General features: G+C 61.9%; 21 protein-coding genes. 18 read left to right on the top strand and 3 right to left on the bottom strand.

All coding sequences use genetic code 11. The features are described from left to right. Positions 1-36 precede the first annotated feature (36 nt). The 4 genes from AO356_RS05005 to AO356_RS04990 all read left to right on the top strand — a co-directional run bounded on the left by AO356_RS05005 (position 37) and on the right by AO356_RS04990 (position 4,043). Positions 37-945: a LysR family transcriptional regulator ArgP gene (locus AO356_RS05005; protein ID WP_060738833.1), complete on the top strand. Its 909-nt coding sequence runs from the start codon at positions 37-39 to the stop codon at positions 943-945. Between the two features lie 42 nt (positions 946-987). Continuing rightward, on the top strand, positions 988-1,980 hold the full coding sequence (locus AO356_RS05000; protein ID WP_060738832.1) for an NAD-dependent epimerase/dehydratase family protein: 993 nt from the start codon (positions 988-990) through the stop codon (positions 1,978-1,980). Positions 1,981-2,086: 106 nt separating this feature from the next. Then, positions 2,087-2,962 carry a hypothetical protein gene (locus AO356_RS04995; RefSeq protein WP_060738831.1) on the top strand — a complete coding sequence of 292 codons (876 nt, stop codon included), beginning with the start codon at positions 2,087-2,089 and terminating at the stop codon, positions 2,960-2,962. A gap of 238 nt (positions 2,963-3,200) precedes the next feature. Continuing rightward, positions 3,201-4,043 carry a cache domain-containing protein gene (locus tag AO356_RS04990; RefSeq protein ID WP_060738830.1) on the top strand — a complete coding sequence of 281 codons (843 nt, stop codon included), beginning with the start codon at positions 3,201-3,203 and terminating at the stop codon, positions 4,041-4,043. 143 nt (positions 4,044-4,186) lie between these two features. Here the strand turns inward: AO356_RS04990 and rapA are convergent, their stop codons facing one another. Then, entirely contained in the window at positions 4,187-7,033 is a 2,847-nt protein-coding gene (gene rapA / locus AO356_RS04985; RefSeq protein ID WP_060738829.1) for an RNA polymerase-associated protein RapA, read from the bottom strand. A gap of 230 nt (positions 7,034-7,263) precedes the next feature. Here rapA and AO356_RS04980 point away from each other — a divergent pair, with 230 nt between their 5' ends. The 3 genes from AO356_RS04980 to ccoM all read left to right on the top strand — a co-directional run bounded on the left by AO356_RS04980 (position 7,264) and on the right by ccoM (position 8,122). Further along, on the top strand, positions 7,264-7,605 hold the full coding sequence (locus AO356_RS04980) for a hypothetical protein (protein ID WP_060738828.1): 342 nt from the start codon (positions 7,264-7,266) through the stop codon (positions 7,603-7,605). Between the two features lie 94 nt (positions 7,606-7,699). After that, entirely contained in the window at positions 7,700-7,861 is a 162-nt protein-coding gene (locus tag AO356_RS32795) for a hypothetical protein (protein ID WP_003184513.1), read from the top strand. A 144-nt stretch (positions 7,862-8,005) separates the two neighbouring features. Then, positions 8,006-8,122 carry a cytochrome c oxidase subunit CcoM gene (ccoM, locus tag AO356_RS33265; protein WP_025212288.1) on the top strand — a complete coding sequence of 39 codons (117 nt, stop codon included), beginning with the start codon at positions 8,006-8,008 and terminating at the stop codon, positions 8,120-8,122. A gap of 256 nt (positions 8,123-8,378) precedes the next feature. On the opposite strand, the gene AO356_RS04970 is transcribed toward ccoM, so the two are convergent. Beyond that, entirely contained in the window at positions 8,379-9,854 is a 1,476-nt protein-coding gene (locus tag AO356_RS04970; protein WP_060738827.1) for an inorganic phosphate transporter, read from the bottom strand. A 366-nt stretch (positions 9,855-10,220) separates the two neighbouring features. Beyond that, positions 10,221-10,421, bottom strand: coding sequence for a hypothetical protein (locus AO356_RS04965; protein WP_003184509.1), 201 nt, complete (start codon positions 10,419-10,421; stop codon positions 10,221-10,223). Between the two features lie 575 nt (positions 10,422-10,996). On the opposite strand from AO356_RS04965, the gene pcaR reads away from it, so the two are divergent. The 11 genes from pcaR (at position 10,997) to pcaC (ending at position 22,041) form a co-directional block, all read left to right on the top strand. Then, positions 10,997-11,839: a pca regulon transcriptional regulator PcaR gene (gene pcaR, locus AO356_RS04960; RefSeq protein ID WP_003184507.1), complete on the top strand. Its 843-nt coding sequence runs from the start codon at positions 10,997-10,999 to the stop codon at positions 11,837-11,839. Between the two features lie 141 nt (positions 11,840-11,980). Continuing rightward, on the top strand, positions 11,981-13,327 hold the full coding sequence (locus AO356_RS04955) for an MFS transporter (RefSeq protein ID WP_060738826.1): 1,347 nt from the start codon (positions 11,981-11,983) through the stop codon (positions 13,325-13,327). A 294-nt stretch (positions 13,328-13,621) separates the two neighbouring features. After that, positions 13,622-14,482 (top strand): CoA transferase subunit A, encoded by an 861-nt coding sequence (locus AO356_RS04950; RefSeq protein WP_060738825.1) that lies wholly within the window; start codon positions 13,622-13,624, stop codon positions 14,480-14,482. After that, positions 14,479-15,258 carry a CoA-transferase subunit beta gene (locus tag AO356_RS04945; RefSeq protein WP_053182625.1) on the top strand — a complete coding sequence of 260 codons (780 nt, stop codon included), beginning with the start codon at positions 14,479-14,481 and terminating at the stop codon, positions 15,256-15,258. The genes AO356_RS04950 and AO356_RS04945 overlap by 4 nt, the downstream gene beginning before the upstream one ends. After that, the gene (pcaF, locus tag AO356_RS04940; RefSeq protein ID WP_176814202.1) at positions 15,255-16,460 is read left to right on the top strand and encodes a 3-oxoadipyl-CoA thiolase; all 1,206 of its coding nucleotides are present in this window, start codon (positions 15,255-15,257) and stop codon (positions 16,458-16,460) included. Before AO356_RS04945 ends, pcaF begins: the two co-directional genes overlap by 4 nt. 37 nt (positions 16,461-16,497) lie before the next feature. Then, on the top strand, positions 16,498-17,202 hold the full coding sequence (gene pcaH / locus AO356_RS04935; protein WP_060738823.1) for a protocatechuate 3,4-dioxygenase subunit beta: 705 nt from the start codon (positions 16,498-16,500) through the stop codon (positions 17,200-17,202). 1 nt (position 17,203) lies between these two features. Further along, positions 17,204-17,770: a protocatechuate 3,4-dioxygenase subunit alpha gene (pcaG, locus tag AO356_RS04930; protein WP_060738822.1), complete on the top strand. Its 567-nt coding sequence runs from the start codon at positions 17,204-17,206 to the stop codon at positions 17,768-17,770. A 331-nt stretch (positions 17,771-18,101) separates the two neighbouring features. Then, the gene (locus AO356_RS04925) at positions 18,102-19,400 is read left to right on the top strand and encodes an MFS family transporter (RefSeq protein WP_060738821.1); all 1,299 of its coding nucleotides are present in this window, start codon (positions 18,102-18,104) and stop codon (positions 19,398-19,400) included. Positions 19,401-19,445: 45 nt separating this feature from the next. Then, on the top strand, positions 19,446-20,810 hold the full coding sequence (locus tag AO356_RS04920; RefSeq protein WP_060738820.1) for a 3-carboxy-cis,cis-muconate cycloisomerase: 1,365 nt from the start codon (positions 19,446-19,448) through the stop codon (positions 20,808-20,810). Between the two features lie 12 nt (positions 20,811-20,822). Continuing rightward, entirely contained in the window at positions 20,823-21,638 is an 816-nt protein-coding gene (gene pcaD / locus AO356_RS04915; RefSeq protein ID WP_060738819.1) for a 3-oxoadipate enol-lactonase, read from the top strand. A gap of 10 nt (positions 21,639-21,648) precedes the next feature. Next, the gene (pcaC, locus tag AO356_RS04910; protein ID WP_060738818.1) at positions 21,649-22,041 is read left to right on the top strand and encodes a 4-carboxymuconolactone decarboxylase; all 393 of its coding nucleotides are present in this window, start codon (positions 21,649-21,651) and stop codon (positions 22,039-22,041) included. The last annotated feature ends 36 nt before the right edge of the window (positions 22,042-22,077 follow it).

Genomic DNA, 22,077 nt, shown 5'->3' with positions numbered 1-22,077 from the left:
AAAACCAATATTGCTGATTGCTCATTAGAGAAACTGATGTTCGATTACAAATTGCTTTCTGCCCTGGCTGCCGTGGTCGAGCAGGCCGGTTTCGAGCGCGCGGCCCAAGTGCTGGGTTTGTCGCAATCGGCCATTTCCCAACGGATCAAGTTGCTGGAGGCGCGTGTCGGTCAGCCCGTTCTGGTGCGTGCCACACCGCCAGCGCCCACGGAAATCGGCCGTCGGTTGCTCAACCACGTGCAACAGGTGCGGCTGCTCGAGCGCGACCTGCAGAGCCTGGTGCCGGCGCTGGATGAAGAGGGGCTGCCGGAGCGTCTGCGCATCGCCTTGAACGCCGACAGCCTGGCAACCTGGTGGGCCGCTGCCGTGGGAGATTTCTGCGCCGACCATCACCTGTTGCTCGACCTAGTGGTAGAAGACCAGACCGTGGGCCTCAAACGCATGCGCGCCGGTGAAGTGGCGGCCTGTGTCTGCGCCAGCGAACGCCCGGTGGCGGGGGCTCGCAGCGTGTTGCTGGGGGCGATGCGCTACCGGGCGTTGGCCAGCCCGGCCTTCATCGCCCGGCACTTTCCCGACGGCGTGCGGGCCGATCAACTGGCTCGTACGCCGGCATTGGTGTTTGGCCCGGATGATTTCCTGCAGCATCGCTACCTTGCGTCCGTGGGCGTGGAGGGCGGTTTCGAGCATCATTTATGCCCCTCGTCCGAAGGTTTCATCCGTCTTGCCGAGGTGGGGTTGGGCTGGGGGCTGGTGCCAGAGCTGCAAGTGCGCGAACAGCTGGAACGAGGCGTGCTGGTGGAATTGTTGGCAGATAAACCGATCGATGTGCCGCTGTACTGGCATCATTGGCGCAATGGTGGGCAGTTGCTCGGCTTATTGACTGAGCGATTGATCGCAGCGGCAAGCAGCACGCTGCAAGCGGTAAGTGAAAAGCGCTTGGCTTGAAGCTTGTGGCTTGTAGCTCGAATCTGATTTTTAGGAGCATGCATGAAGATTTTGGTCACCGGCGCGAGCGGCTTCATTGGCGGGCGCTTTGCGCGTTTCGCCCTGGAGCAGGGCCTGGATGTACGGGTCACCGGTCGCCGGGCCGAGAGCGTGGAACACCTGGTGCGTCGCGGTGCGCAGTTCGTCCAAGGCGATCTGAACGACCCTCTGCTGGCCCGCGACCTGTGCCTGGATGTCGAGGCCGTGGTGCATTGCGCCGGCTCCGTGGGGCTGTGGGGCCGCTACCAGGACTTCCACCAGGGCAATGTCCAAGTCACGGAAAATGTTGTCGAAGCCTGTCTCAAGCAGAAGGTGCGCCGCCTGGTTCATCTGTCCTCGCCGTCCATTTACTTCGATGGCCGTGACCACCTCGGGTTGACCGAAGAACAGGTGCCCAAGCGCTTCAAGCACCCTTACGCCGCCACCAAGTACCTGGCCGAGCAGAAAGTCTTCGGCGCCCAGGAGTTCGGCCTCGAAGTGCTGGCCCTGCGCCCGCGTTTCGTGACCGGCGCCGGTGACATGAGCATCTTCCCGCGCCTGCTGAAAATGCAGCGCAAGGGCCGACTGGCCATTGTCGGCAACGGGTTGAACAAAGTGGACTTCACCAGTGTGCAGAACCTCAACGAAGCGTTGCTCAGCAGCCTGTTGGCCACCGATTCAGCCTTGGGCAAGGCCTACAACATCAGCAACGGCGCACCGGTTCCGCTGTGGGATGTGGTCAATTATGTGATGCGCCAGATGGAAGTCCCACAGGTCCGACGTTATCGTTCCTACGGTCTGGCTTACAGCGTCGCGGCCCTGAATGAAGGTGTCTGCAAACTGTGGCCGGGCCGCCCCGAACCGACGCTGTCGCGCCTGGGCATGCAGGTCATGAACAAAAATTTCACCCTGGATATCAGTCGCGCCCGGCATTATCTCGATTACGATCCGCAGGTCAGCCTGTGGACCGCCCTCGATGAATTTTGCGCCTGGTGGGGTGTCCAAACAGCCCGCTGATCGGCCCATCATGAACCGAGTGCCAGGTTCGGGGTCAATCGGTGCGGCGGGCGAGAGGGTTATACTCGCCGCATCAAGCCATTATCGGTTTCCCAAAGGTCGAACCATGCCCATGCGTAACGATGCCAACGACGACTTCGATGATGTACCGAGCCTGCGGATGCGGGCCGACATTCCCGATGACGATGATTTCATGCCCAGCCGCCAGCCCCACGTGCAAGCGCGCCCGGCGCCCGTTGCCGCGGCCAAGGTCAAGGGGGCCAGCACCGGGCCGCTGTGGGCGTTGGTCGGCGCGCTGCTGTGTGCATTCGGTTTCCTGGCCTGGTGGAGCTTCCAGCAGATTTCCCTGATGGAGCAGCAGCTGGTGGCGACCCAGGAAAGCTTCGCCCGGATCAGTGAGGATGCGGCGGGGCGCTTGCAGGACATTTCCGGCAAGGTGGTCGCCGGGCAGTCCAACGTCATGAGCGACAGTGAAGCCTTGAAGCTGCAGATCAAACAGTTGGACACCAAGCTGCAGGAACAGGGGCGGCAGTTCGACGGCAAGCTGCAGGAGCAGTACAAACTACAGCAGGCCACGTTCGGCCCCTCTGCCGACCTGGACAAGGAACTGGCCCAGCTCATCGCCCAGGCCTCGGAACAGCAGAACACCAACACGCAGTTGCAAGCGTCCAACAAGGAGCTCCAGGCCCAGGTCAAGGCGCTGGCGGCTGAAGTGACCGCCCTGAAGAGCCAGGGCGAGGGTGGTGCCTTGGATGCCCAGCTCAAGAGCATCGGTGCTGACATCACCGCCCTGAAAAGAGCCACCTCCAACTCTGCCATCGACCGCCTGGAACAGGACGTGATCGTGCTCAAGAGCCAGCAGGACAAGGGCGGCAACACGGCCGAGTTCGACGCCTTCCGCGGTCAGGTCACCCGTAACATCAACACCTTGCAGGCGCAGATCCAGAACTTGCAGCAGCAACTCCGCGCTGGGGCTCAATAAGCCGTTTGTGCGCGCCAGTGCGCATCATTTCTGAATGTGCCGCCGCTATCGCGAGCAAGCTCGCTCCCACAGGGTCAGCACCCTCCAATGTGGGAGCGAGCTTGCTCGCGATGACATCCTGTCAGTCAATATCAATACCCACTGACTCACCAGGCTCCCCAGCAATCCCCTGAATACTCCAACATCACCCCACGCCGTCTACGCTCTTGAAACACCAACAAGAACGAGGGGCGCACGCATGGGTTTTTTTCACAGGATGGCCTGGCTGGGTGCAATGCTCATGCTGGGGCTGGCTCAGGCCCAGGCGGCCACGGCGGACGATGGCCAGGCGGCCCGGGCGCTGCTGGAGAAGGCCTTGGCCTATTACCACGACAACGGCGACAAAGCCTTTGCCGCGTTCAGTCGCCAAGGGGAATTCGTCGACAAGGATCGCTACGTGTTCGTGGTGGATACCCAGGGTGTGATGCTCGCCAGCGGCGGGCCGTCCCAGGCGTTGATCGGGCGGGACGTGTCCGACGTGCTGGGGCCGGATTTGCGCAAAGCCTTCAAGGACGCCTTGAAAACCCCCGAGGCCAGTGGCATCCAGCAAGCCGAGTACCGCTGGCAGAACTGGACGGACGGCAAGGTCGAGCGCAAGCATGTGTATTTCCAGCGTGTCGGCGAGCGAATCCTGGCTGTCGGCTACTACCTGCCCCGGGCTTCCGCCGAACAGGCCAGGGCGTTGCTGGACAAGGCCTCGAATGACCTGCTGAAAAACGAGAAGGCCACGCTGACGGCGGTCAACTCCCTCAAGGGCGGTTACCTGCAGGATGACTTGTATGTCTTTGTCGTCGACCTCGATACCCGGCGCTATGTCGGCCATGGCACCAATTTGCGCTTGATCAATACCGACTTCGCCAAGGTCAAGGACCCGGATGGCAAACCGGTGGGCGAGCCGATCCTGGCGTTGATCGGGAAGCAGGGCGAGGGAGAGTACGAGTACCGCTGGAAGAATCCGGTGACCGGCAAGGTCGAGGATAAACACGCGTACCTGAAGAAGGTCGGGCATTTCCTGGTGGCGGTGGGATATTACAGTCCTTGATGCGAGGCGCTGGACATTGTGGCGAGGGAGCTTGCTCCCGCTGGAGTGCGCAGCGCTCCCCAAAAAAGGGGGCTGCTACGCAACCCAGCGGGAGCAAGCTCCCTCGCCACAGGTGAATCCCAACAGCCTTCAGACGGTGGCAATCAGCCCGCCACCAGCACCCGAATCGCCTCCAGGCGCAACGCCGCCTTCTCAAGCATCGCCAAGCCTTGCTCGCGCTGTTGGCGCAGGGCCACCAGCTCGCTGTCGCGCACGGTCGGGTTGACCGCTTGCAGGGCGGTCAGGCGGGCCAGTTCCTCGTCGGTATCGGCGGCCAGGCGACGCTGGGCCTCGGCCACGCGTTCGGCGTGACGCGGGGCGATCTTCTCTTCGCCAGCGTTGATCCGTGGCGTGAGTTGGTCGCGCTGGGCCTGGATGAACTTGTTGGCGCTGGCGCGGGGCACGCTTTCGAGTTGGTCGTTCAGGGTTTCGAACGAGACCCGGGCGGCCAGGTCGTTGCCGTTGGCGTCCAGCAGGCAGCGCAGGGCGGCCGGCGGCAGGTAGCGGCCCAGCTGCAGCGAGCGCGGGGCGACCACTTCACTGACGTAGAGCAGCTCCAGCAACACGGTGCCGGGCTTGAGGGCCTTGTTCTTGATCAGTGCCACGGCGGTGTTGCCCATGGAGCCGGACAGCACCAGGTCCATGCCGCCTTGCACCATCGGGTGCTCCCAGGTGATGAACTGCATGTCTTCGCGCGACAGCGCCTGGTTGCGGTCGTAGGTGATGGTCACACCTTCGTCGTCGCCCAGGGGGAAGCTGGCGTCGAGCATTTTTTCGCTCGGCTTGAGGATCAGCGCGTTTTCCGAATGGTCCTCGCTGTCGATACCAAAGGCGTCGAACAGGGTTTCCATATAGATCGGCAGGGCAAACTGGTCGTCCTGCTCGAGAATGGCCTCCACCAGCGCATCGCCTTCACCGGCACCGCCGGAGTTGAGCTCCAGCAAACGGTCGCGACCGGTGTGCAGCTCGGCTTCCAGGCGCTCGCGTTCGGCACGGGCCTCGTCGATCAGCGCTTGCCACTGGCCATCGTCGGCTTCTTCCAGCAAGGGCAGCAGGCGCGGGCCGAACTGGTGCTGCAAGGCGTTGCCGGTCGGGCAGGTGTTGAGGAAGGCATTCAGGGCTTCGTGATACCACTGGAACAGCCGCGCTTGCGGGCTGGTTTCCAGGTAAGGCACATGCAGCTCGATGGTGTGCTTCTGGCCGATCCGGTCCAGGCGGCCGATACGCTGCTCCAGCAGGTCCGGGTGCGCCGGCAGATCGAACAGCACCAGGTGATGGGCGAACTGGAAGTTGCGGCCTTCACTGCCGATTTCCGAGCAGATCAGCACTTGGGCGCCAAACTCTTCGTCGGCGAAATAGGCCGCCGCACGGTCACGCTCCAGGATGTTCATGCCTTCGTGGAACACCGTGGCCGGGATGCCGGAGCGCACGCGCAAGGCATCTTCCAGGTCCATGGCCGTTTCGGCGTGGGCACAGATCACCAGCACCTTGGTGCGCTTGAGCATCTTCAGGGTGTCGATCAGCCACTCGACCCGCGGGTCGAAACGCCACCAGCGTTCTTCTTCGCTGGCGTCCGGCTGGGCCTGGAAGCTGACTTCCGGGTACAACTCGGCGTGATCGCCCAACGGCAATTCGAGGTATTCGTCCGGGCAAGGCAACGGGTAGGCGTGCAGCTTGCGCTCGGGGAAGCCCTGCACGGCGGCGCGGGTGTTGCGGAACAGCACGCGGCCGGTGCCGTGACGGTCCAGCAGTTCGCGCACCAGGCGGGCGCTGGCTTCGACATCGCCATCATTGACGGCGGTCAGCAAGGCTTCGCCTTCGTTCCCCAGGAAACCCTGGATGGTCTTGTGGGCTTCGGGCGAGAGGCGGCCTTTGTCCAGCAGCTCCTGCACGGCTTCAGCCACCGGGCGATAGTTTTCGCTCTCGGCGCGGAAGGCCTTGAGGTCATGGAAGCGGTTCGGGTCCAGCAGGCGCAGGCGGGCGAAGTGGCTGTCCTGGCCCAGCTGTTCCGGGGTCGCGGTGAGCAGCAGCACGCCTGGGATGGTTTCGGCCAGCTGCTCGACCAGGGCGTATTGCGGGCTGACCTGGTCTTCGTGCCACACCAGGTGATGGGCCTCGTCGACCACCATCAGGTCCCAGCCGGCGGCGAACAGCGCGTCCTGGGCCTTCTCATCGTCCACCAGCCACTCCAACGCCACCAAGGCCAGTTGGGTGTCTTCGAACGGGTTGCTGGCGTCGCTTTCGATGAAGCGTTCTTCGTCGAACAGCGCGACCTGCAGGTTGAAGCGCCGACGCATTTCCACCAGCCACTGGTGCTGGAGGTTTTCCGGGACCAGGATCAGGATGCGGTTGGCACGGCCGGACAGCAACTGACGGTGGATGACCAGGCCGGCCTCGATGGTCTTGCCCAGGCCCACTTCGTCGGCCAGCAACACCCGCGGCGCAATGCGGTCGGCCACTTCACGGGCAATGTGCAGTTGGTGGGCAATGGGCTGGGCACGTACGCCGCCCAGGCCCCAAAGCGAAGATTGCAACTGGCGACTGGTGTGTTCCAGGGTGTGGTAGCGCAGGGAGAACCAGGCCAGCGGGTCGATCTGCCCGGCGAACAAACGGTCGCTGGCCAGGCGGAACTGGATGAAGTTCGACAGTTGAGTCTCGGGCAGGGTGACGACTTCGTTCTGCCCGTTGAGGCCGTGGTAGACCAGCAGGCCATCGACGTCATCGACCTCGCGCACGGTCATTTTCCAGCCTTCGAAGTGAGTGATCACATCGCCCGGCGAAAACCGTACACGGGTGAGGGGCGCATTCCGTAGCGCGTACTGGCGAGTGTCGCCAGTGGCCGGATAGAGCACGGTCAACAAGCGGCCGTCCTGTGCCAGAACGGTGCCTAAACCCAGCTCGGCTTCGCTGTCACTGATCCAGCGTTGCCCCGGTTGATACTGCTGCGCCATGCTGCCTGACTCCCGCCTTGAAAAAGCCGGTTATCTTAACGGAAGGATCCTTCAGACCAAAGGATTTACGTACGCTGATTCATTACCAACGGCACGGAACTTACGCTTGCCCAGCGATCAAACAAGCTCGGCCCTGGTGAACGGTGCAATTGCCAACTGGGTCACAAGTTTCGGACCGGCGGTTCAAGCTGCCACTTTAACCGCCGACAACCTGAAGACAGGAGAACTTTATGTTGCCACCCATGCTCCCTTTGAGCGCTGTACCCATCACCGCTCAACAGGATCCGGTTCGCCAGCGACCGGACATACCGCCCGTGGTCCCGGTGCAGCAAAGCTCCAATGAAAGCACCATTGACCTGCAAAAACGCGACCCGGAAGAGACCGCGCTGCTGTTGCGCGAGGAGCAGCGTCGCCAGCAGGAACGCGACCGTCGCCGCCGCGAGGCCGATGAAGACCCAGAAGTACACCTTGCCGTACCGGGTACCGAGCTCAACGCCGACAACACCGTGCCAGTGGTGCCGTTGATAGACGACGAGACGCGCCAGGGCCTGTGGGTCGATATCCAGATCTGATCCAGGCGCCTGCCTGCACGCACAGGCTGGTCAACGCCGCCAACAGCCCGCATCATGGGCGCATCCGCAATTCACTGCACGATGCCCACACGCCATGAGCCAAGACGACAAGCTGATCGACCTCAGTGCCGAGCGCGCCAAGCGCGTTCACGACCTCAACGAAAAACGCCTCAATGAAGTCCGCCAGGCTTTCGAACAGGCCATGCCGTTGGGTAAGCCCAAGAAAAAGCCGAAAAACAAACCGAAAAAGCGCTGAACCCCCTCGATCCATTGATGCAGATCAGTTATTTCCCCACCTTTGCGCCCCGTCGCGGGCGTTATTGACCCCGGTCAATTTTCATCCAGGCCTGATTGGTTACCTTGAACCCATCGCAACAGGGGCAAGACCAGGAGGCCAGTCATGTTTTTCGATAATGTGGTGTTTGCCGGGGTGTTGACGGTCGGCCTCATGTTCGTGTTTTTCGCAGGTTTCGGATTATTCATCTGGAAAGACGCACACAAGCGGAAAAAACCGTAGGTCTTTCCAGCTACAACGAGCACGCAAGGCATTTTGGGCGACTTCGGTCGCCCTTTTTTTTCGGACAAATTTCTCCAGCCCCACACAAAACCATTGTGGGAGCGAGCTTGCTCGCGATAGCGGCGCTCCAGCCGCCATTGATATGGACTGACCTGACGCTATCGCGAGCAAGCTCGCTCCCACATGGGGTGGGTGTTTTGGGCATAAAAAAAGGTGCGAACCGCAAGGGTCGCACCTTTTTTGTCAGCCGCAGGAGTCAGCTGCCCAGGGCCTTGGATGCCAGCCAGAACAGCCCGGCCGACAGGGCCACCGTCGCCGGCAGGGTCAGCACCCAGGCCAGCAGGATGTTGCGCACGGTGCCACCTTGCAGGCCGCTCTTGTTGGCGACCATGGTGCCGGCCACGCCCGAGGACAGGACGTGGGTGGTGGAAACCGGCAGGCTGAAGATGTTCGCCGCGCCGATCATGCACGCCGTGGTGATCTGCGCCGACATGCCCTGGGCGTAGGTCATGCCTTGCTTGCCGATCTTCTCGCCGATGGTCAGCACTACACGCTTCCAGCCGATCATGGTGCCCAGGCCCAGCGCCAGGGCGACCGCCAGGATCACCCAGAACGGAGCGTACTCGGTGGTGGCGGTCAGGTCCTTGCGCAGCTTGTTCAGGTCGTCTTTCTCACGAGCGGCCAGGCCCGGCAACTTGCCGACCTTCTTCGCCGTGTCGTCCAGGCAAAGCAGGTAGCGACGAACCTCGATGCGTCGTTCAGACGGCAGCGAATGGTAGTCTGCCACGCCTTTGAGCGTGTCGAGCAGGGCATTGATGGTCGGTTCGGTCTGTTGCGGGTTGCAGCGGAATTTCTCCGGCAGATCGCCTTCCACGCTTTTGCCCAGCGCCAGGAATTCACCCAGGGACTCGTTGTTGCGTTGGTAGAACTGGCTCAAGTGCAGTGTCGCGTCTCGGGTCCGTTCGATCTGGTAGGTGGTGCTGCCCAGGTCGAGTACGAACTGCGCCGGCACGATACCGATCAGCACCAGCATGATCAGGCCGATACCTTTCTGGCCATCGTTGGAACCGTGGACAAAGCTGACGGCCATGGCCGAGATCACCAGGACCAGGCGATTCCAGAACGGCGGGTGCTTCTTGTCGTCGATCTGGCGGCGCTGTTCCGGTGTCTTGTGCATCTTCGACAGCGGGCGCCACCATTTCAGGCCGATCAGCACCAGGGCGGCGATCAGGAAACCGGCCATGGGCGAGAACACCAGGGAGGCGCCGATATCGATCGCCTTCTGCCAGTTCACCCCATCGGCCAACGGGATATCGTTGATCAGCGCGTTGGCCAGGCCTACGCCGAGGATCGAACCGATCAACGTGTGGGAACTGGATGCCGGGATACCGAAGTACCAGGTGCCCAGGTTCCAGGTAATGGCCGCTGCGAGCAGCGAAAACACCATGGCCAGCCCGTGTCCGGTGTTCACATTGATCAGCAGCTCCACGGGCAGCAGGTGAACGATGGCGTACGCCACCCCCACGCCGCCCAGCAGCACACCGAGGAAATTGAACACACCGGAAAAGAACACCGCCAGGTGAGGCGGCATGGCTTTGGTGTAGATAACAGTGGCAACCGCGTTAGCGGTGTCATGAAAGCCGTTGATGAACTCGAAGGCGAGGACAAAAGCCAGGGCGAGCAAGAGGCTCACAAGCACCCAAGCATCCAGTCCGCTGAATAAATCGATCATGAAGGTTTTCTGACCCGGTCGTAAGGGGGCGCGATTATGCCAGAAAACCTCGGTAATCGATGCACTGCCTGCTCATCGGTAACATTCTTCAACGAAATAATTTGTAGGAAAGCCTCAAGCGCGAGGTTTTCCAAGGGGTACGTAACCCCTTGATTCAGGGGCGCAAAGCGCATCCGGCCAGGATCGCCGTCAACCGTAGGACGCCTCGAGAAATTGTATGAAATATCTGAAAAGGAGGTCGGCCATGACCCTTCCCGATTGTCGGACGGAGAGCGGATGGCGGCCCGCTCATGGCGGGCGTGCGCTATGGCTTCCGGCCAGCGTGGCGACCGGAGACCTCTTCACAAGAACATCGGGCCCGGAGCGTCACTGCTCTTCGGCTTTGAGTTCTTTTTCCATTTTCTGAAGTTCCTGGGTGAAGGCCTGGTCCTGAACGGTGGCGCGCTTACGCCAGGGTTTGCGTTCCGGTTCAGGTTGCGCGGCGTAGGTGGTGACCTCCCCGCCGTAAACTTCCTTGTAACGTTGTTCCTGGCGCTCAAGTTCCGCGCGCAGTTCGTCTTTCGTCACAGTTCTACCTAAATTAAATGAAGTTGAATCTGGTGATACGCACTGCATGTGGACATGCAGACGGCCACGGCACCAGAGCTGACAGCTGACGTAGCATCAGGCTTCGCGTTGTTGCCAAACAGGGGAAGCGACCATGAAGGTGCTTCGGGCACCAGGGTCGTGACCACGATGCCTGCGTACGGGAACGATCGATCGACCGTACCGTCGCTGTTTTGCATTATAGCGGCCCAGCCGAATAACACTATCGGGAAAAAGTAAAAGGCGTTGTTGTTGTGTGAACTCATGTTTGTATGTGCAACTTGTACTGCCGCTCGCAGAAGATACCGGCTAATGCCGCTATCCAGATGCCATTCCCGCCGACAAGTTCAATATTGCTAACGTTGTCACGTCAAACCGTGTGTCACTGTTTCCCGCAAACTTACTATCGATCGCGTTCGCGGCAGGCCGCTATTGGACCCAGGCCTGATTGCGATTATCGGTCGACGGTTCGATAATCGAACGATCTTGGCCGGCGGCCCTTGCTTGCCCGTCGGGCAGCCGCTTGAATAGCCGTCACTCCCGGGGAAGGATCAGACATGAACGACCAATTGCGCAATGCCTTCACTTCCGTAGCGCCACCGATCGTCGCCTCGCCGGCCAAGCGGATCCAGGCCCTGACCGGTGATCCCGATTTCATGACGTCCCTGGCCCGCGGGTTGGCGGTGGTCCAGGCCTTCCAGGAGCGCAAGCGGCACCTGACCATCGCCCAGATCAGCCACCGCACGGAAATCCCCCGCGCCGCCGTCAGACGTTGCCTGCATACCTTGATCAAGCTTGGCTACGCCACCACGGACGGGCGCACCTATTCGCTGCTGCCCAAAGTGCTGACCCTCGGTCACGCCTATCTGTCCTCCACGCCCCTGGCCGTTTCTGCCCAGCCGTACCTGGACCGCATGAGCGAGCAACTGCACGAAGCCTGCAATATGGCCACGCTCGAAGGCGACGACATTCTCTACATCGCCCGCTCCGCCACCACCCAGCGCCTGATTTCGGTTGACCTGTCGGTGGGCGGGCGCCTGCCAGCCTATTGCACCTCGATGGGCAGGATTCTCCTGGCGGCCCTGGATGATGCGTCGCTGCGCGACTACCTCGACCACGCCGACCTGCAAGCCAAGACCAGCCGCACTTTGCATACACCCGAAGCGTTGCTCGAGTGCCTGCAACAGGTGCGGCAGCAGGGCTGGTGCATCGTCGACCAGGAACTGGAACAGGGCCTGCGTTCGATTGCCGTGCCGGTGTACGACGCTTCCGGTCAAGTGGTGGCCGCGCTCAACGTCAGTACCCATGCCGGGCGGGTCAGTCGCAATGAGCTGGAACAGCGCTTCCTGCCAGGCCTGCTGGGGGCCAGTCGCGACCTGAGCGCGCAACTGTTCACTTAAGCTGTTCGATAAACGCACACAGTCGGCGGCGATGAATTGACGGTATTTGCCTGGCCTCATTAATGTCGCGCAGCGTCATCCGGCGTGTTTCGCCGGTCTCTGATTCGTTCGCCTGCGTTCCTTGCGTGGAATAAAAATAAAATGAACCAGCCCCAGACCTCCGTAGGCCACTGCCTCGATGTGCAGTCCTTCATCAATGCCCAGCCCATTTCGCGCTATCAGTGGCGGGTGGTGATCCTCTGTTTCCTGATTGTGTTCCTCGACGGCCTCGATACTGCCGCCATGGGGTTTATCGCCCCGGCCTTGTCCCAGGACTGGGGTATCGATCGCGCCAGTCTCGGCCCGGTGATGAGCGCTGCGCTGATCGGCATGGTGTTCGGCGCGCTGGGCTCCGGGCCGTTGGCTGACCGCTTCGGGCGAAAAGTCGTACTGGTGGGCGCGGTCCTGCTGTTTGGCGCGTTCAGCCTGGCGTCGGCCTACAGCACCAACGTCGATCAATTGCTGGTATTGCGTTTCCTGACCGGCCTGGGCTTGGGCGCCGGGATGCCGAACGCCACCACCTTGCTCTCGGAATACACCCCGGAACGCAAGAAGTCCCTGCTGGTGACCAGCATGTTCTGCGGTTTCAACCTGGGCATGGCCGGCGGCGGGTTCATCTCCGCCAAGCTGATACCGGCGTTTGGTTGGCACAGCCTGCTGCTGATTGGCGGGATCCTGCCGTTGATCCTGGCAGTGGTGTTGCTGTTCTGGCTGCCGGAGTCGGCGCGTTACCTGGTGGTGCGCAATCGCGGTACCGACAAAGTGCGCAAGACCCTGGCACCGATCGAGCCACACACGGTTGCCCAAGCGACGAGCTTTAGCGTACCGGAACAGAAAACCGTGAAAGCCCGCAACGTGTTGGCGGTGATTTTCTCCGGCACCTACAGCGCCGGCACCTTGCTGCTGTGGCTGACCTATTTCATGGGCCTGGTGATCGTCTACCTGCTGACCAGCTGGCTGCCGACCTTGATGCGCGACAGCGGCGCGAGCATGGAACAGGCCGCGTTTATCGGCGCGTTGTTTCAATTCGGTGGTGTGTTGAGTGCCGTCTTCGTCGGTTGGGCGATGGACCGGTTCAATCCGCACAAGGTCATCGGCCTTTTCTATCTGATGGCCGGGTTGTTTGCCTACGCGGTGGGGCAGAGCCTGGGCAACATCACCTTGCTCGCCACCCTGGTGTTGGTGGCCGGCATGTGTGTCAACGGCGCGCAATCGGCGATGCCTTCCCTGGCGGCGCGTTTCTATCCGACCCAGGGCCGGGCCACCGGCGTCTCGTGGATGCTGGGCATCGGTCGCTTCGGGGCGATCCTCGGGGCCTGGATGGGCGCGACCCTGCTGGGCCTGGGGTGGAACTTCGAGCAGGTCCTGACGGCCCTGGTCATTCCGGCGGCCCTGGCTACCGCGGCGGTGGTGATCAAAGGCATGGTCAGTCATGCGGATGCGACCTGAGCCAGGGCTTAAGCCTGTAAGTAACCCGGTGGGAGCGAGCTTGCTCGCGATAGCAATGTGTCAGCGGGTGATGCCTGTCTGATCCACCGCCATCGCGAGCAAGCTCGCTCCCACAGGGATCTCTGTGTACTGGGATATATCGATAGCCAAACAACAATCCGTTCGATAAACGAACACTCAGTCGATTATCGGATTGTTTGGCCTTTTCCCGCAGCTTAATCTTCAGTCACTCCGGCGCTTAACCTCGCGCCTTTTTTCTTCATGTCGGTCTACTGGAAAACGGGAGCCTGCCCCATGGCTGAAATCCTTTCGCTGCACGACGCGGTGAAGCAATTCGTCAACGACGGCGATACCGTCGCGCTCGAAGGCTTCACTCACCTGATTCCTACGGCGGCGGGTCATGAAATCATTCGCCAGGGCAAGAAAAACCTGACCCTGGTGCGCATGACACCTGACCTGATCTATGACCAGTTGATCGGCGCCGGTTGTGCTCGCAAATTGATTTTCTCCTGGGGCGGCAACCCTGGCGTGGGGTCGCTGCACCGCTTGCGCGATGCCGTGGAGAAACAATGGCCGCACCCGCTGGAGATCGAGGAACACAGCCACGCCGACCTGGCCAACGCCTACGTCGCCGGCGCCTCCGGCCTGCCATTCGCGGTGTTGCGGGCCTACGCCGGCTCCGACCTGCCGAAGGTCAACCCGCTGATCAAGAGCGTAACCTGTCCCTTCACCGGTGAAGTATTGGCCGCCGTGCCTTCGGTGCGCCCTGATATCACGGTGATCCACGCCCAGAAAGCCGACCGCAAGGGCAATGTGCTGCTGTGGGGCATTCTCGGTGTGCAGAAAGAAGCCGCCCTGGCCGCCAAGCGTTGCATCGTCACCGTGGAAGAAATCGTCGACGACCTGAATGCGCCGATGAACGCCTGCGTCCTGCCGACCTGGGCGTTGAGCGCGGTGTGCCACGTACCGGGCGGTGCCCATCCGTCCTACGCCCACGGCTACACCGAGCGTGACAATCGCTTTTATCAGGCGTGGGATCCGATCGCTCGGGACCGTGAGACATTTACCGCATGGATCAACGAATACATCCACGGCACTCGGGATTTCAGTGAATTCCAGGCCAGACTGGCAGCTGCTTCGCAGGTGAAACCATGACCTACTCCACCAACGAAATGATGACCGTCGCCGCGGCGCGTCGCTTGAAAAACAATGCCGTGTGCTTCGTTGGCATCGGTCTGCCGTCGAAAGCGGCCAACCTGGCGCGGTTGACCTCGTCGCCGGACGTCGTGCTGATCTACGAATCCGGCCCGATCGGTGCCAAGCCCAGCGTGCTGCCGCTGTCCATCGGCGACGGTGAACTGGCGGAAACCGCCGATACCGTCGTACCGACCGGTGAGATTTTTCGCTACTGGCTGCAGGGCGGGCGTATCGACGTCGGTTTCCTTGGCGCGGCCCAGGTCGACCGTTTCGGCAACATCAACACCACGGTGGTGGGCGACTACCATCAGCCGAAAGTCCGCCTGCCGGGTGCCGGTGGCGCACCGGAAATCGCCGGCTCGGCCAAGAGCGTGTTGATCATCCTCAAGCAGTCGGCGCGTTCGTTTGTCGACAAGCTGGATTTCATCACCTCGGTCGGCCATGGTGAAGGTGGCGATTCGCGCAAGCGTCTCGGTCTGCCGGGCGCAGGGCCCGTGGGCATCATCACCGACTTGTGCATCATGGAACCGGAAGCCGGCAGCCATGAATTCGTGGTCACCGCGCTGCACCCCGGCGTGACCCGCGAGCAAGTCATTGCGGCCACCGGGTGGGCGATCCGTTTCGCCGACCAGGTGCAAACCACCGCCGAGCCGACCGAGGTGGAGCTGCGTGCACTGCGCGACCTTGAAGCTCGCACCGCGGCGGCCCACGGCCAGGCACCGGGAGAAGCCTGATGCGCGACGTTTATATCTGTGATGCGATTCGAACCCCCATCGGTCGGTTTGGCGGCGGTTTGTCCGCGGTCCGCGCCGATGACCTGGCGGCTGTGCCGATCAAGGCGCTGATGGAACGCAACCCATCGGTGGACTGGAACGCGGTGGACGAGGTGTTCCTCGGCTGCGCCAACCAGGCTGGCGAAGACAACCGCAACGTGGCGCGCATGGCGCTGCTGTTGGCGGGCCTGCCGCAGAGCATTCCCGGTGTGACCCTCAATCGTCTTTGCGCCTCGGGCATGGACGCCATCGGCACCGCGTTCCGCGCCATCGCCAGCGGCGAAATGGAACTGGCGATCGCGGGCGGTGTGGAGTCGATGTCCCGTGCGCCGTTCGTGATGGGCAAGGCTGACACCGCGTTCTCCCGCAACATGAAGCTGGAAGACACCACTATCGGCTGGCGCTTCATCAACCCGTTGATGAAAGCCCAGTACGGTGTGGACGCGATGCCACAGACGGCGGACAACGTGGCCGACGATTACGCCGTGTCCCGCGCCGACCAGGACGCTTTCGCCTTGCGCAGCCAACAGCGCACGGCGGCGGCCCAGGCGGCGGGTTTTTTCGCCGAAGAAATCGTGCCGGTGCGCATCGCCCATAAGAAAGGCGAAACCGTGGTCGAGCAGGACGAGCATCCTCGCGCCGACACCACGTTGGAGACCTTGAGCAAACTCAAGCCGGTCAACGGGCCGGACAAGACCGTCACCGCCGGCAACGCATCCGGCGTGAACGACGGCGCAGCGGCGCTGATCCTGGCCTCGGCCGAGGCGGTGAAAAAACATGGCCTGACGCCTCGCGGCAAAGTGCTGGGCATGGCCAGTGCCGGCGTCGCTCCACGGGTGATGGGCATCGGCCCGGTACCGGCGGTACGTAAGCTCACTGAGCGCCTGGGCCTGGCGGTCGCCGATTTCGATGTGATCGAACTCAATGAAGCGTTTGCCAGCCAGGGCCTGGCGGTGCTGCGTGATTTGGGGCTGGCGGACGATGCGCCGCAGGTCAACCCGAACGGCGGCGCCATTGCCCTCGGCCATCCGCTGGGTATGAGTGGGGCGCGTTTGGTGATGACGGCGTTGCACCATCTGGAAAAGACCGGCGGCAAGAAAGGCCTGGCGACCATGTGTGTCGGCGTCGGCCAGGGTCTGGCATTGGCCATCGAACGCGTCTGACGCGTTGCTCTACTAATAAGAAACCGAGGAATGCTTCATGACTGACAAGCCTGGTTATCGTCGCCCCCAAGCGGGCACCCAGCCGGAGTATCTGCACCCGCCGTACCAGTCCACCAACCTGCGCTCGCCGTCCAAGCCATTGGTGTTCCTGCCGCATTCGTTGTCGGAAATCACCGGTCCGACTGTCGGCGCCGACCGCGTGCAGGAAAAGGACTACGACCTGACCGCCCAGCATGCCGGCGAGCCACTGGGTGAACGGATCATCATTCACGGGCGCGTGCTGGATGAGCACGGTCAGCCGGTGCCGGGCATCCTGGTGGAAATCTGGCAGGCCAACGCCGCCGGTCGCTACAACCATGACCGTGACAACCACGACGCGCCGCTGGACCCGAATTTCACCGGCACCGGTCGCACTGTCACCGATGCTGATGGTTGGTATCAGTTCCAGACCATCAAGCCTGGCGCCTACCCTTGGGGCAACCATCACAATGCCTGGCGCCCGGCGCATATCCATTTCTCCCTGTTCGGGCCGAGCATCCTGACGCGCCTGGTGACGCAGATGTACTTTCCTGGCGATCCGTTGCTGGAGTACGACCCGATCTACAACTGCGTGCCGGACACGAGTGCCAAGGAACGCCTGATTTCCAGTTTCGACCTGGAAAAAACCATCCCTAACTACGCCCTCGGTTATCGCTGGGACATCGTCTTGCGCGGCCGCGATGCCACGCCGATGGAGAAATAAGATGACGCTCACCGCCACCACGTCCCACACCGTTGGCCCGTACTACCACATCGGCCTGACCTGGCTGAACCGCGAAGACCTGACTGTCGCCGAAACCCTCGGCCAACGCGTGGCGATCACCGGGCAGGTGGTCGACGGCAATGGTCAGTTCGTCAACGACGCGATGCTGGAAGTCTGGCAGGCGAACGCCGCCGGCAAATACGCCCACCCGGAAGACGACCAGGACAAACCCCTGGACCCGCATTTCGAAGGCTTTGGCCGAGTGCCGGTAGATGCCGAAGGGCGTTTTCGCTTCACCACCATCAAGCCGGGCACCGTACCGGGGCTGGCAGGCACGACTCAGGCACCGCACCTGGTGGTGCTGGTGTTCGCTCGCGGGCTGGTCAAGCATTTGCTCACGCGCATCTATTTCGACGGCGAACAGGCCAACGAAACCGACCCGCTGCTGGCCTGCGTCCCCGAAGAACGTCGCGGCACAATCGTGGCCAAGCCTGATGCGTCGGGCGTGTACCAGTGGAACGTGATCCTTCAGGGCACAGATGCCGAGACGGTGTTCTTCGATTACTGAGTCATGATTTTCCTGTGGCGAGGGAGCTTGCTCCCGCTCGGCTGCGAAGCAGTCGCAAAACCTGGCACTGGGGTCATCCTGATACACCGGGTCGCCGGCTTTGGGCTTGCTGCGCAAGCCAGCGGGAGCAAGCTCCCTCGCCACAGGGGATATGAACCCAGCCCAGAAGTGTATGAACCCACAGGACCACAGCAATGGCATGAACCCTGTGGGAGCGAGCTTGCTCGCGATGGCGGCGCTATAGGCGCTGCCGTTTGAAAGACTGTTTGTGGAACGGGATTGTTACGAAGTGTGTCTAGACTTTGTCCATTCCCCAACGAGTGAATAATCCATGGCCACCCCAATCATCAGCCACTACACCGGCGAAGAACGCAGCAAGCGCATCTTCGCCATCGTCGGTGCTTCATCCGGCAACCTGGTCGAATGGTTCGACTTCTACGTCTACGCGTTCTGCGCGATTTATTTCGCGCCGGCGTTCTTTCCGTCCGACAACCCGACGGTGCAACTGGTCAACACGGCCGGTGTGTTCGCCGCCGGGTTCCTGATGCGACCCATCGGTGGCTGGATTTTCGGCCGGGTGGCGGATCGTCACGGGCGCAAGAATTCGATGATGATCTCGGTGCTGATGATGTGTTTCGGCTCGTTGCTCATTGCCTGCCTGCCCACCTACAAGGACATCGGCGTCTGGGCGCCGGTGCTGCTGTTGTTCGCGCGTTTGCTGCAGGGCCTGTCGGTGGGCGGCGAATACGGCACCACCGCCACCTACATGAGCGAAGTCGCCCTCAAGGGCCAGCGCGGTTTCTTCGCCTCGTTCCAGTACGTGACGTTGATCGGTGGGCAACTGCTGGCGGTGTCGCTGGTGGTGATCCTGCAACAGTTTCTCAACGAAGACGAACTGCGTGCCTACGGCTGGCGGATCCCGTTCGTGGTCGGCGCCGTGGCCGCATTGATTTCGCTATTCCTGCGGCGGTCCCTGAAGGAAACCAGCAGCAAGGAAATGCGTGAGAACAAGGATGCTGGCAGCATCGCGGCGCTGTTTCGCGACCACAAGGCCGCGTTCGTCACCGTGCTGGGCTACACCGCCGGCGGTTCGTTGATTTTCTATACCTTCACCACGTACATGCAGAAATACCTGGTGAACACCGCCGGCCTGCACGCCAAGACCGCCAGCTACATCATGACCGGCGCGCTGTTTCTCTATATGTGTATGCAGCCACTGTTCGGCATGCTGGCGGACAAGATCGGCCGGCGTAATTCCATGCTTTGGTTCGGTGGCCTGGGGGCGTTGTGCACGGTGCCGATCCTGCTGACCCTCAAAAGCATCAGCAGCCCGTTCCTGGCGTTTATCCTGATCACGCTGGCGCTGGCAATCGTCAGTTTCTACACCTCCATCAGTGGCCTGGTGAAAGCCGAGATGTTTCCACCTGAAGTGCGAGCGCTGGGAGTAGGGTTGGCCTATGCGGTGGCCAATGCGATTTTTGGCGGATCGGCCGAATACGTCGCCTTGAGCCTGAAAGCCCAAGGCATGGAAAACGCTTTTTATTGGTATGTCACGGTGATGATGGTCGTGGCATTCCTGTTCAGCCTGCGCCTGCCCAAGCAACCGGCGTATTTGCACCACGACCTTTGACCCAACCGCGCCCGGCCGTGAGGCCGGCGCACCCAAGGACTGTTTATGAGCGAACGACCGGGCAATCAGCTGTTCGATGCCTACTTCACCGCCCGCGACATGCGCGAGGTGTTCTGCGATGCGGGGCGGGTCCAGGCCATGCTGGATGTCGAAGCCGCCTTGGCCCGGGCCGAGGCGCGGGTGGGCTTGATTCCGCAAAGTGCCGTGGCGTCGATCGAAAAGGCCTGTCGCGCCGAGTTTTATGATTTTTCGACGTTGAGCGAAGCAATCGCCAGCGCTGGTAATTCGGCAATTCCGTTGGTCAAGGCGTTGGGCAAGCGCATCGCCGCCGAGGATGCCGAAGCCGAGCGCTACGTGCACTTGGGCGCCACCAGCCAGGACGTGATGGACAGCGGGCTGGTGCTGCAACTGCGCCAGGCGTTGGGCCTGATCGAGGGCGAGTTGGCGCAACTGGCCGCCATCCTGGCCCGACAAGCCGAACGCTACGCCACCACACCGCTGGCCGGACGCACCTGGCTGCAGCACGCCACGCCGGTGACCCTGGGGATGAAAATCGCCGGTTGGCTGGGGGCGATCACCCGCAGTCGCCAACGCTTGAAAGAACTCAAGCCACGCTTGCTGGTGCTGCAATTTGGCGGTGCTTCCGGAACCCTCGCCGCCTTGGGTGAACACGCCTTGCCCGTCGCCGAAGCCTTGGCCGCCGAACTGCAACTGACCCTGCCCGAGCAGCCGTGGCACACCCAGCGCGATCGTTTGGTGGAGTTTGGCGCGGTGCTGGGGTTGATCGCCGGCAGCCTGGGCAAACTGGGCCGTGATATCAGCCTGTTGATGCAGACCGAGGCCGGTGAAGCGTTCGAGCCTTCGGCGCCGGGCAAGGGCGGTTCGTCCACCATGCCCCACAAGCGCAACCCGGTGGGCGCGGCGGTGTTGATCGGTGCGGCGACGCGAGTACCTGGTTTGTTGTCGACGCTGTTCAGCGCCATGCCCCAGGAACACGAGCGCAGCCTGGGCCTGTGGCACGCCGAATGGGAAACCTTGCCGGAAATCTGCTGCCTGGTCTCCGGTGCCTTGCAACAGGCGCGACTGCTGGCCGAAGGGCTGGAAGTGGATGCGGCGCGCATGGCCCGCAATCTGGAATTGACCCAAGGGTTGGTGCTGGCCGAAGCCGTCAGCATTGTCCTGGCCCAGCGTGTCGGGCGCGATACCGCCCATCATTTGCTGGAGCAATGTTGCAAGCGCGCCGTGGCCGAACAGCGGCATCTACGCGAGGTGCTGGGAGACGAACCCCAGGTCACCGCGCAGCTATCGGCAACCGAGATTGATCATCTGCTCGACCCGGCGCACTACCTCGGACAAGCCCAGACCTGGGTCGTCCGAGCCGTGGCCGAACACCTTGCCTTGAACGCCTGAAAGGAGATTGTTGTGGGATTCGTCAAACTCGCCGAGGGCGATCTGAACTATTGTTTTGATGAGCGGCGACTGGACGGGACGCAAGACGCCCCGGTGCTGGTGCTCTCCAACTCACTGGGCACTGATTTGCACATGTGGGATGAGCAGGTCGCGGCCTTCAGCGAACACTTTCGTGTGCTGCGTTTCGACACTCGCGGCCATGGTCAATCGCTGGTCACCGAAGGCCCCTACAGCATCGAGCAGCTCGGACGCGACGTGCTGGCGATGCTCGATCAGTTGAACATCGATAAGGTGCATTTCTGTGGCTTGTCCATGGGCGGGCTGATTGGCCAGTGGCTGGGGATCAATGCCGGCGAGCGCCTGCACAAACTGGTGGTGTGCAACACCGCTGCCAAGATCGGCGACCCGTCGGTGTGGAACCCGCGCATCGAAACCGTGCTGCGCGACGGCAAGGATGCGATGGTGGCGTTGCGTGATGCTTCGATCGCCCGCTGGTTTACCGCGGATTTTTCCGAGGCTCATCCTGCGAAGGTGAAGAAAATCACCGACATGCTCGCTGCCACATCGCCCCAGGGCTACGCGGCCAACTGCGCGGCCGTGCGTGATGCCGATTTTCGTGAGCAATTGTCGTTGATCCGTGTGCCGCTGCTGGTGATCGCCGGCACCGAAGACGCGGTGACACCACCGTCGGGTGGGCACTTCATCCTGGAGCGGGTCAGTGGGGCCGAGTACGCCGAGTTCTACGCCGCGCACCTGTCCAACGTCCAGGCCGGCGCTGCGTTCAGCACCCGGGTGCTGGATTTCCTGCTTGATTCCAGCCGCGTCTGAGGAGTTCTTTGTGGACGAGAAACAACGTTACGATGAAGGCATGCAAGTACGCCGCGCGGTACTGGGCGATGCCCACGTCGACCGCAGCCTCGATGCCCTGACCGAGTTCAACAGCGAATTCCAGGAGATGATCACCCGCCATGCCTGGGGCGACATCTGGACCCGCCCAGGCCTGCCGCGCCATACCCGCAGCCTGATCACCATCGCTATGCTGATCGGCATGAACCGCGCCGAAGAACTCAAGCTGCACCTGCGCGCCGCCGCCAACAACGGCGTGAGCCGCAGCGAGATCAAGGAAGTGATCATGCAGAGCGCCATCTACTGCGGCATCCCGGCAGCCAACGCCACCTTCCACCTGGCTGAGTCGGTGTGGGATGAACTGGGCGTCGAGTCGCGGGCTTAAGTGGGCTTCATTCCCTGTGGGAGCGAGCTTGCTCGC

The organism is Pseudomonas fluorescens, assembly GCF_001307275.1.
GTDB classification, from domain to species: Bacteria; Pseudomonadota; Gammaproteobacteria; order Pseudomonadales; family Pseudomonadaceae; genus Aquipseudomonas; species Aquipseudomonas fluorescens_AA.
Note: the sequence above shows the minus strand (reverse complement) of the source record. Positions and strands in the feature narration are given on the sequence as shown.

What these genes read in the sequence shown, in the direction of transcription:
- AO356_RS05005 (WP_060738833.1), top strand. Translation starts at nt 37, where the DNA reads ATGTTCGATTACAAATTGCTTTCTGCCCTGGCTGCCGTGGTCGAGCAG.
- AO356_RS04980 (WP_060738828.1), top strand. Translation starts at nt 7,264, where the DNA reads ATGTTGCCACCCATGCTCCCTTTGAGCGCTGTACCCATCACCGCTCAA.
- AO356_RS04990 (WP_060738830.1), top strand. Translation starts at nt 3,201, where the DNA reads ATGGGTTTTTTTCACAGGATGGCCTGGCTGGGTGCAATGCTCATGCTG.
- AO356_RS32795 (WP_003184513.1), top strand. Translation starts at nt 7,700, where the DNA reads ATGAGCCAAGACGACAAGCTGATCGACCTCAGTGCCGAGCGCGCCAAG.
- pcaR (WP_003184507.1), top strand. Translation starts at nt 10,997, where the DNA reads ATGAACGACCAATTGCGCAATGCCTTCACTTCCGTAGCGCCACCGATC.
- AO356_RS04945 (WP_053182625.1), top strand. Translation starts at nt 14,479, where the DNA reads ATGACCTACTCCACCAACGAAATGATGACCGTCGCCGCGGCGCGTCGC.
- AO356_RS04950 (WP_060738825.1), top strand. Translation starts at nt 13,622, where the DNA reads ATGGCTGAAATCCTTTCGCTGCACGACGCGGTGAAGCAATTCGTCAAC.
- AO356_RS04995 (WP_060738831.1), top strand. Translation starts at nt 2,087, where the DNA reads ATGCCCATGCGTAACGATGCCAACGACGACTTCGATGATGTACCGAGC.
- AO356_RS05000 (WP_060738832.1), top strand. Translation starts at nt 988, where the DNA reads ATGAAGATTTTGGTCACCGGCGCGAGCGGCTTCATTGGCGGGCGCTTT.
- AO356_RS04925 (WP_060738821.1), top strand. Translation starts at nt 18,102, where the DNA reads ATGGCCACCCCAATCATCAGCCACTACACCGGCGAAGAACGCAGCAAG.
- AO356_RS04970 (WP_060738827.1), bottom strand. Translation starts at nt 9,854, where the DNA reads ATGATCGATTTATTCAGCGGACTGGATGCTTGGGTGCTTGTGAGCCTC.
- pcaH (WP_060738823.1), top strand. Translation starts at nt 16,498, where the DNA reads ATGACTGACAAGCCTGGTTATCGTCGCCCCCAAGCGGGCACCCAGCCG.
- AO356_RS04920 (WP_060738820.1), top strand. Translation starts at nt 19,446, where the DNA reads ATGAGCGAACGACCGGGCAATCAGCTGTTCGATGCCTACTTCACCGCC.
- AO356_RS04955 (WP_060738826.1), top strand. Translation starts at nt 11,981, where the DNA reads ATGAACCAGCCCCAGACCTCCGTAGGCCACTGCCTCGATGTGCAGTCC.
- ccoM (WP_025212288.1), top strand. Translation starts at nt 8,006, where the DNA reads ATGTTTTTCGATAATGTGGTGTTTGCCGGGGTGTTGACGGTCGGCCTC.
- pcaG (WP_060738822.1), top strand. Translation starts at nt 17,204, where the DNA reads ATGACGCTCACCGCCACCACGTCCCACACCGTTGGCCCGTACTACCAC.
- rapA (WP_060738829.1), bottom strand. Translation starts at nt 7,033, where the DNA reads ATGGCGCAGCAGTATCAACCGGGGCAACGCTGGATCAGTGACAGCGAA.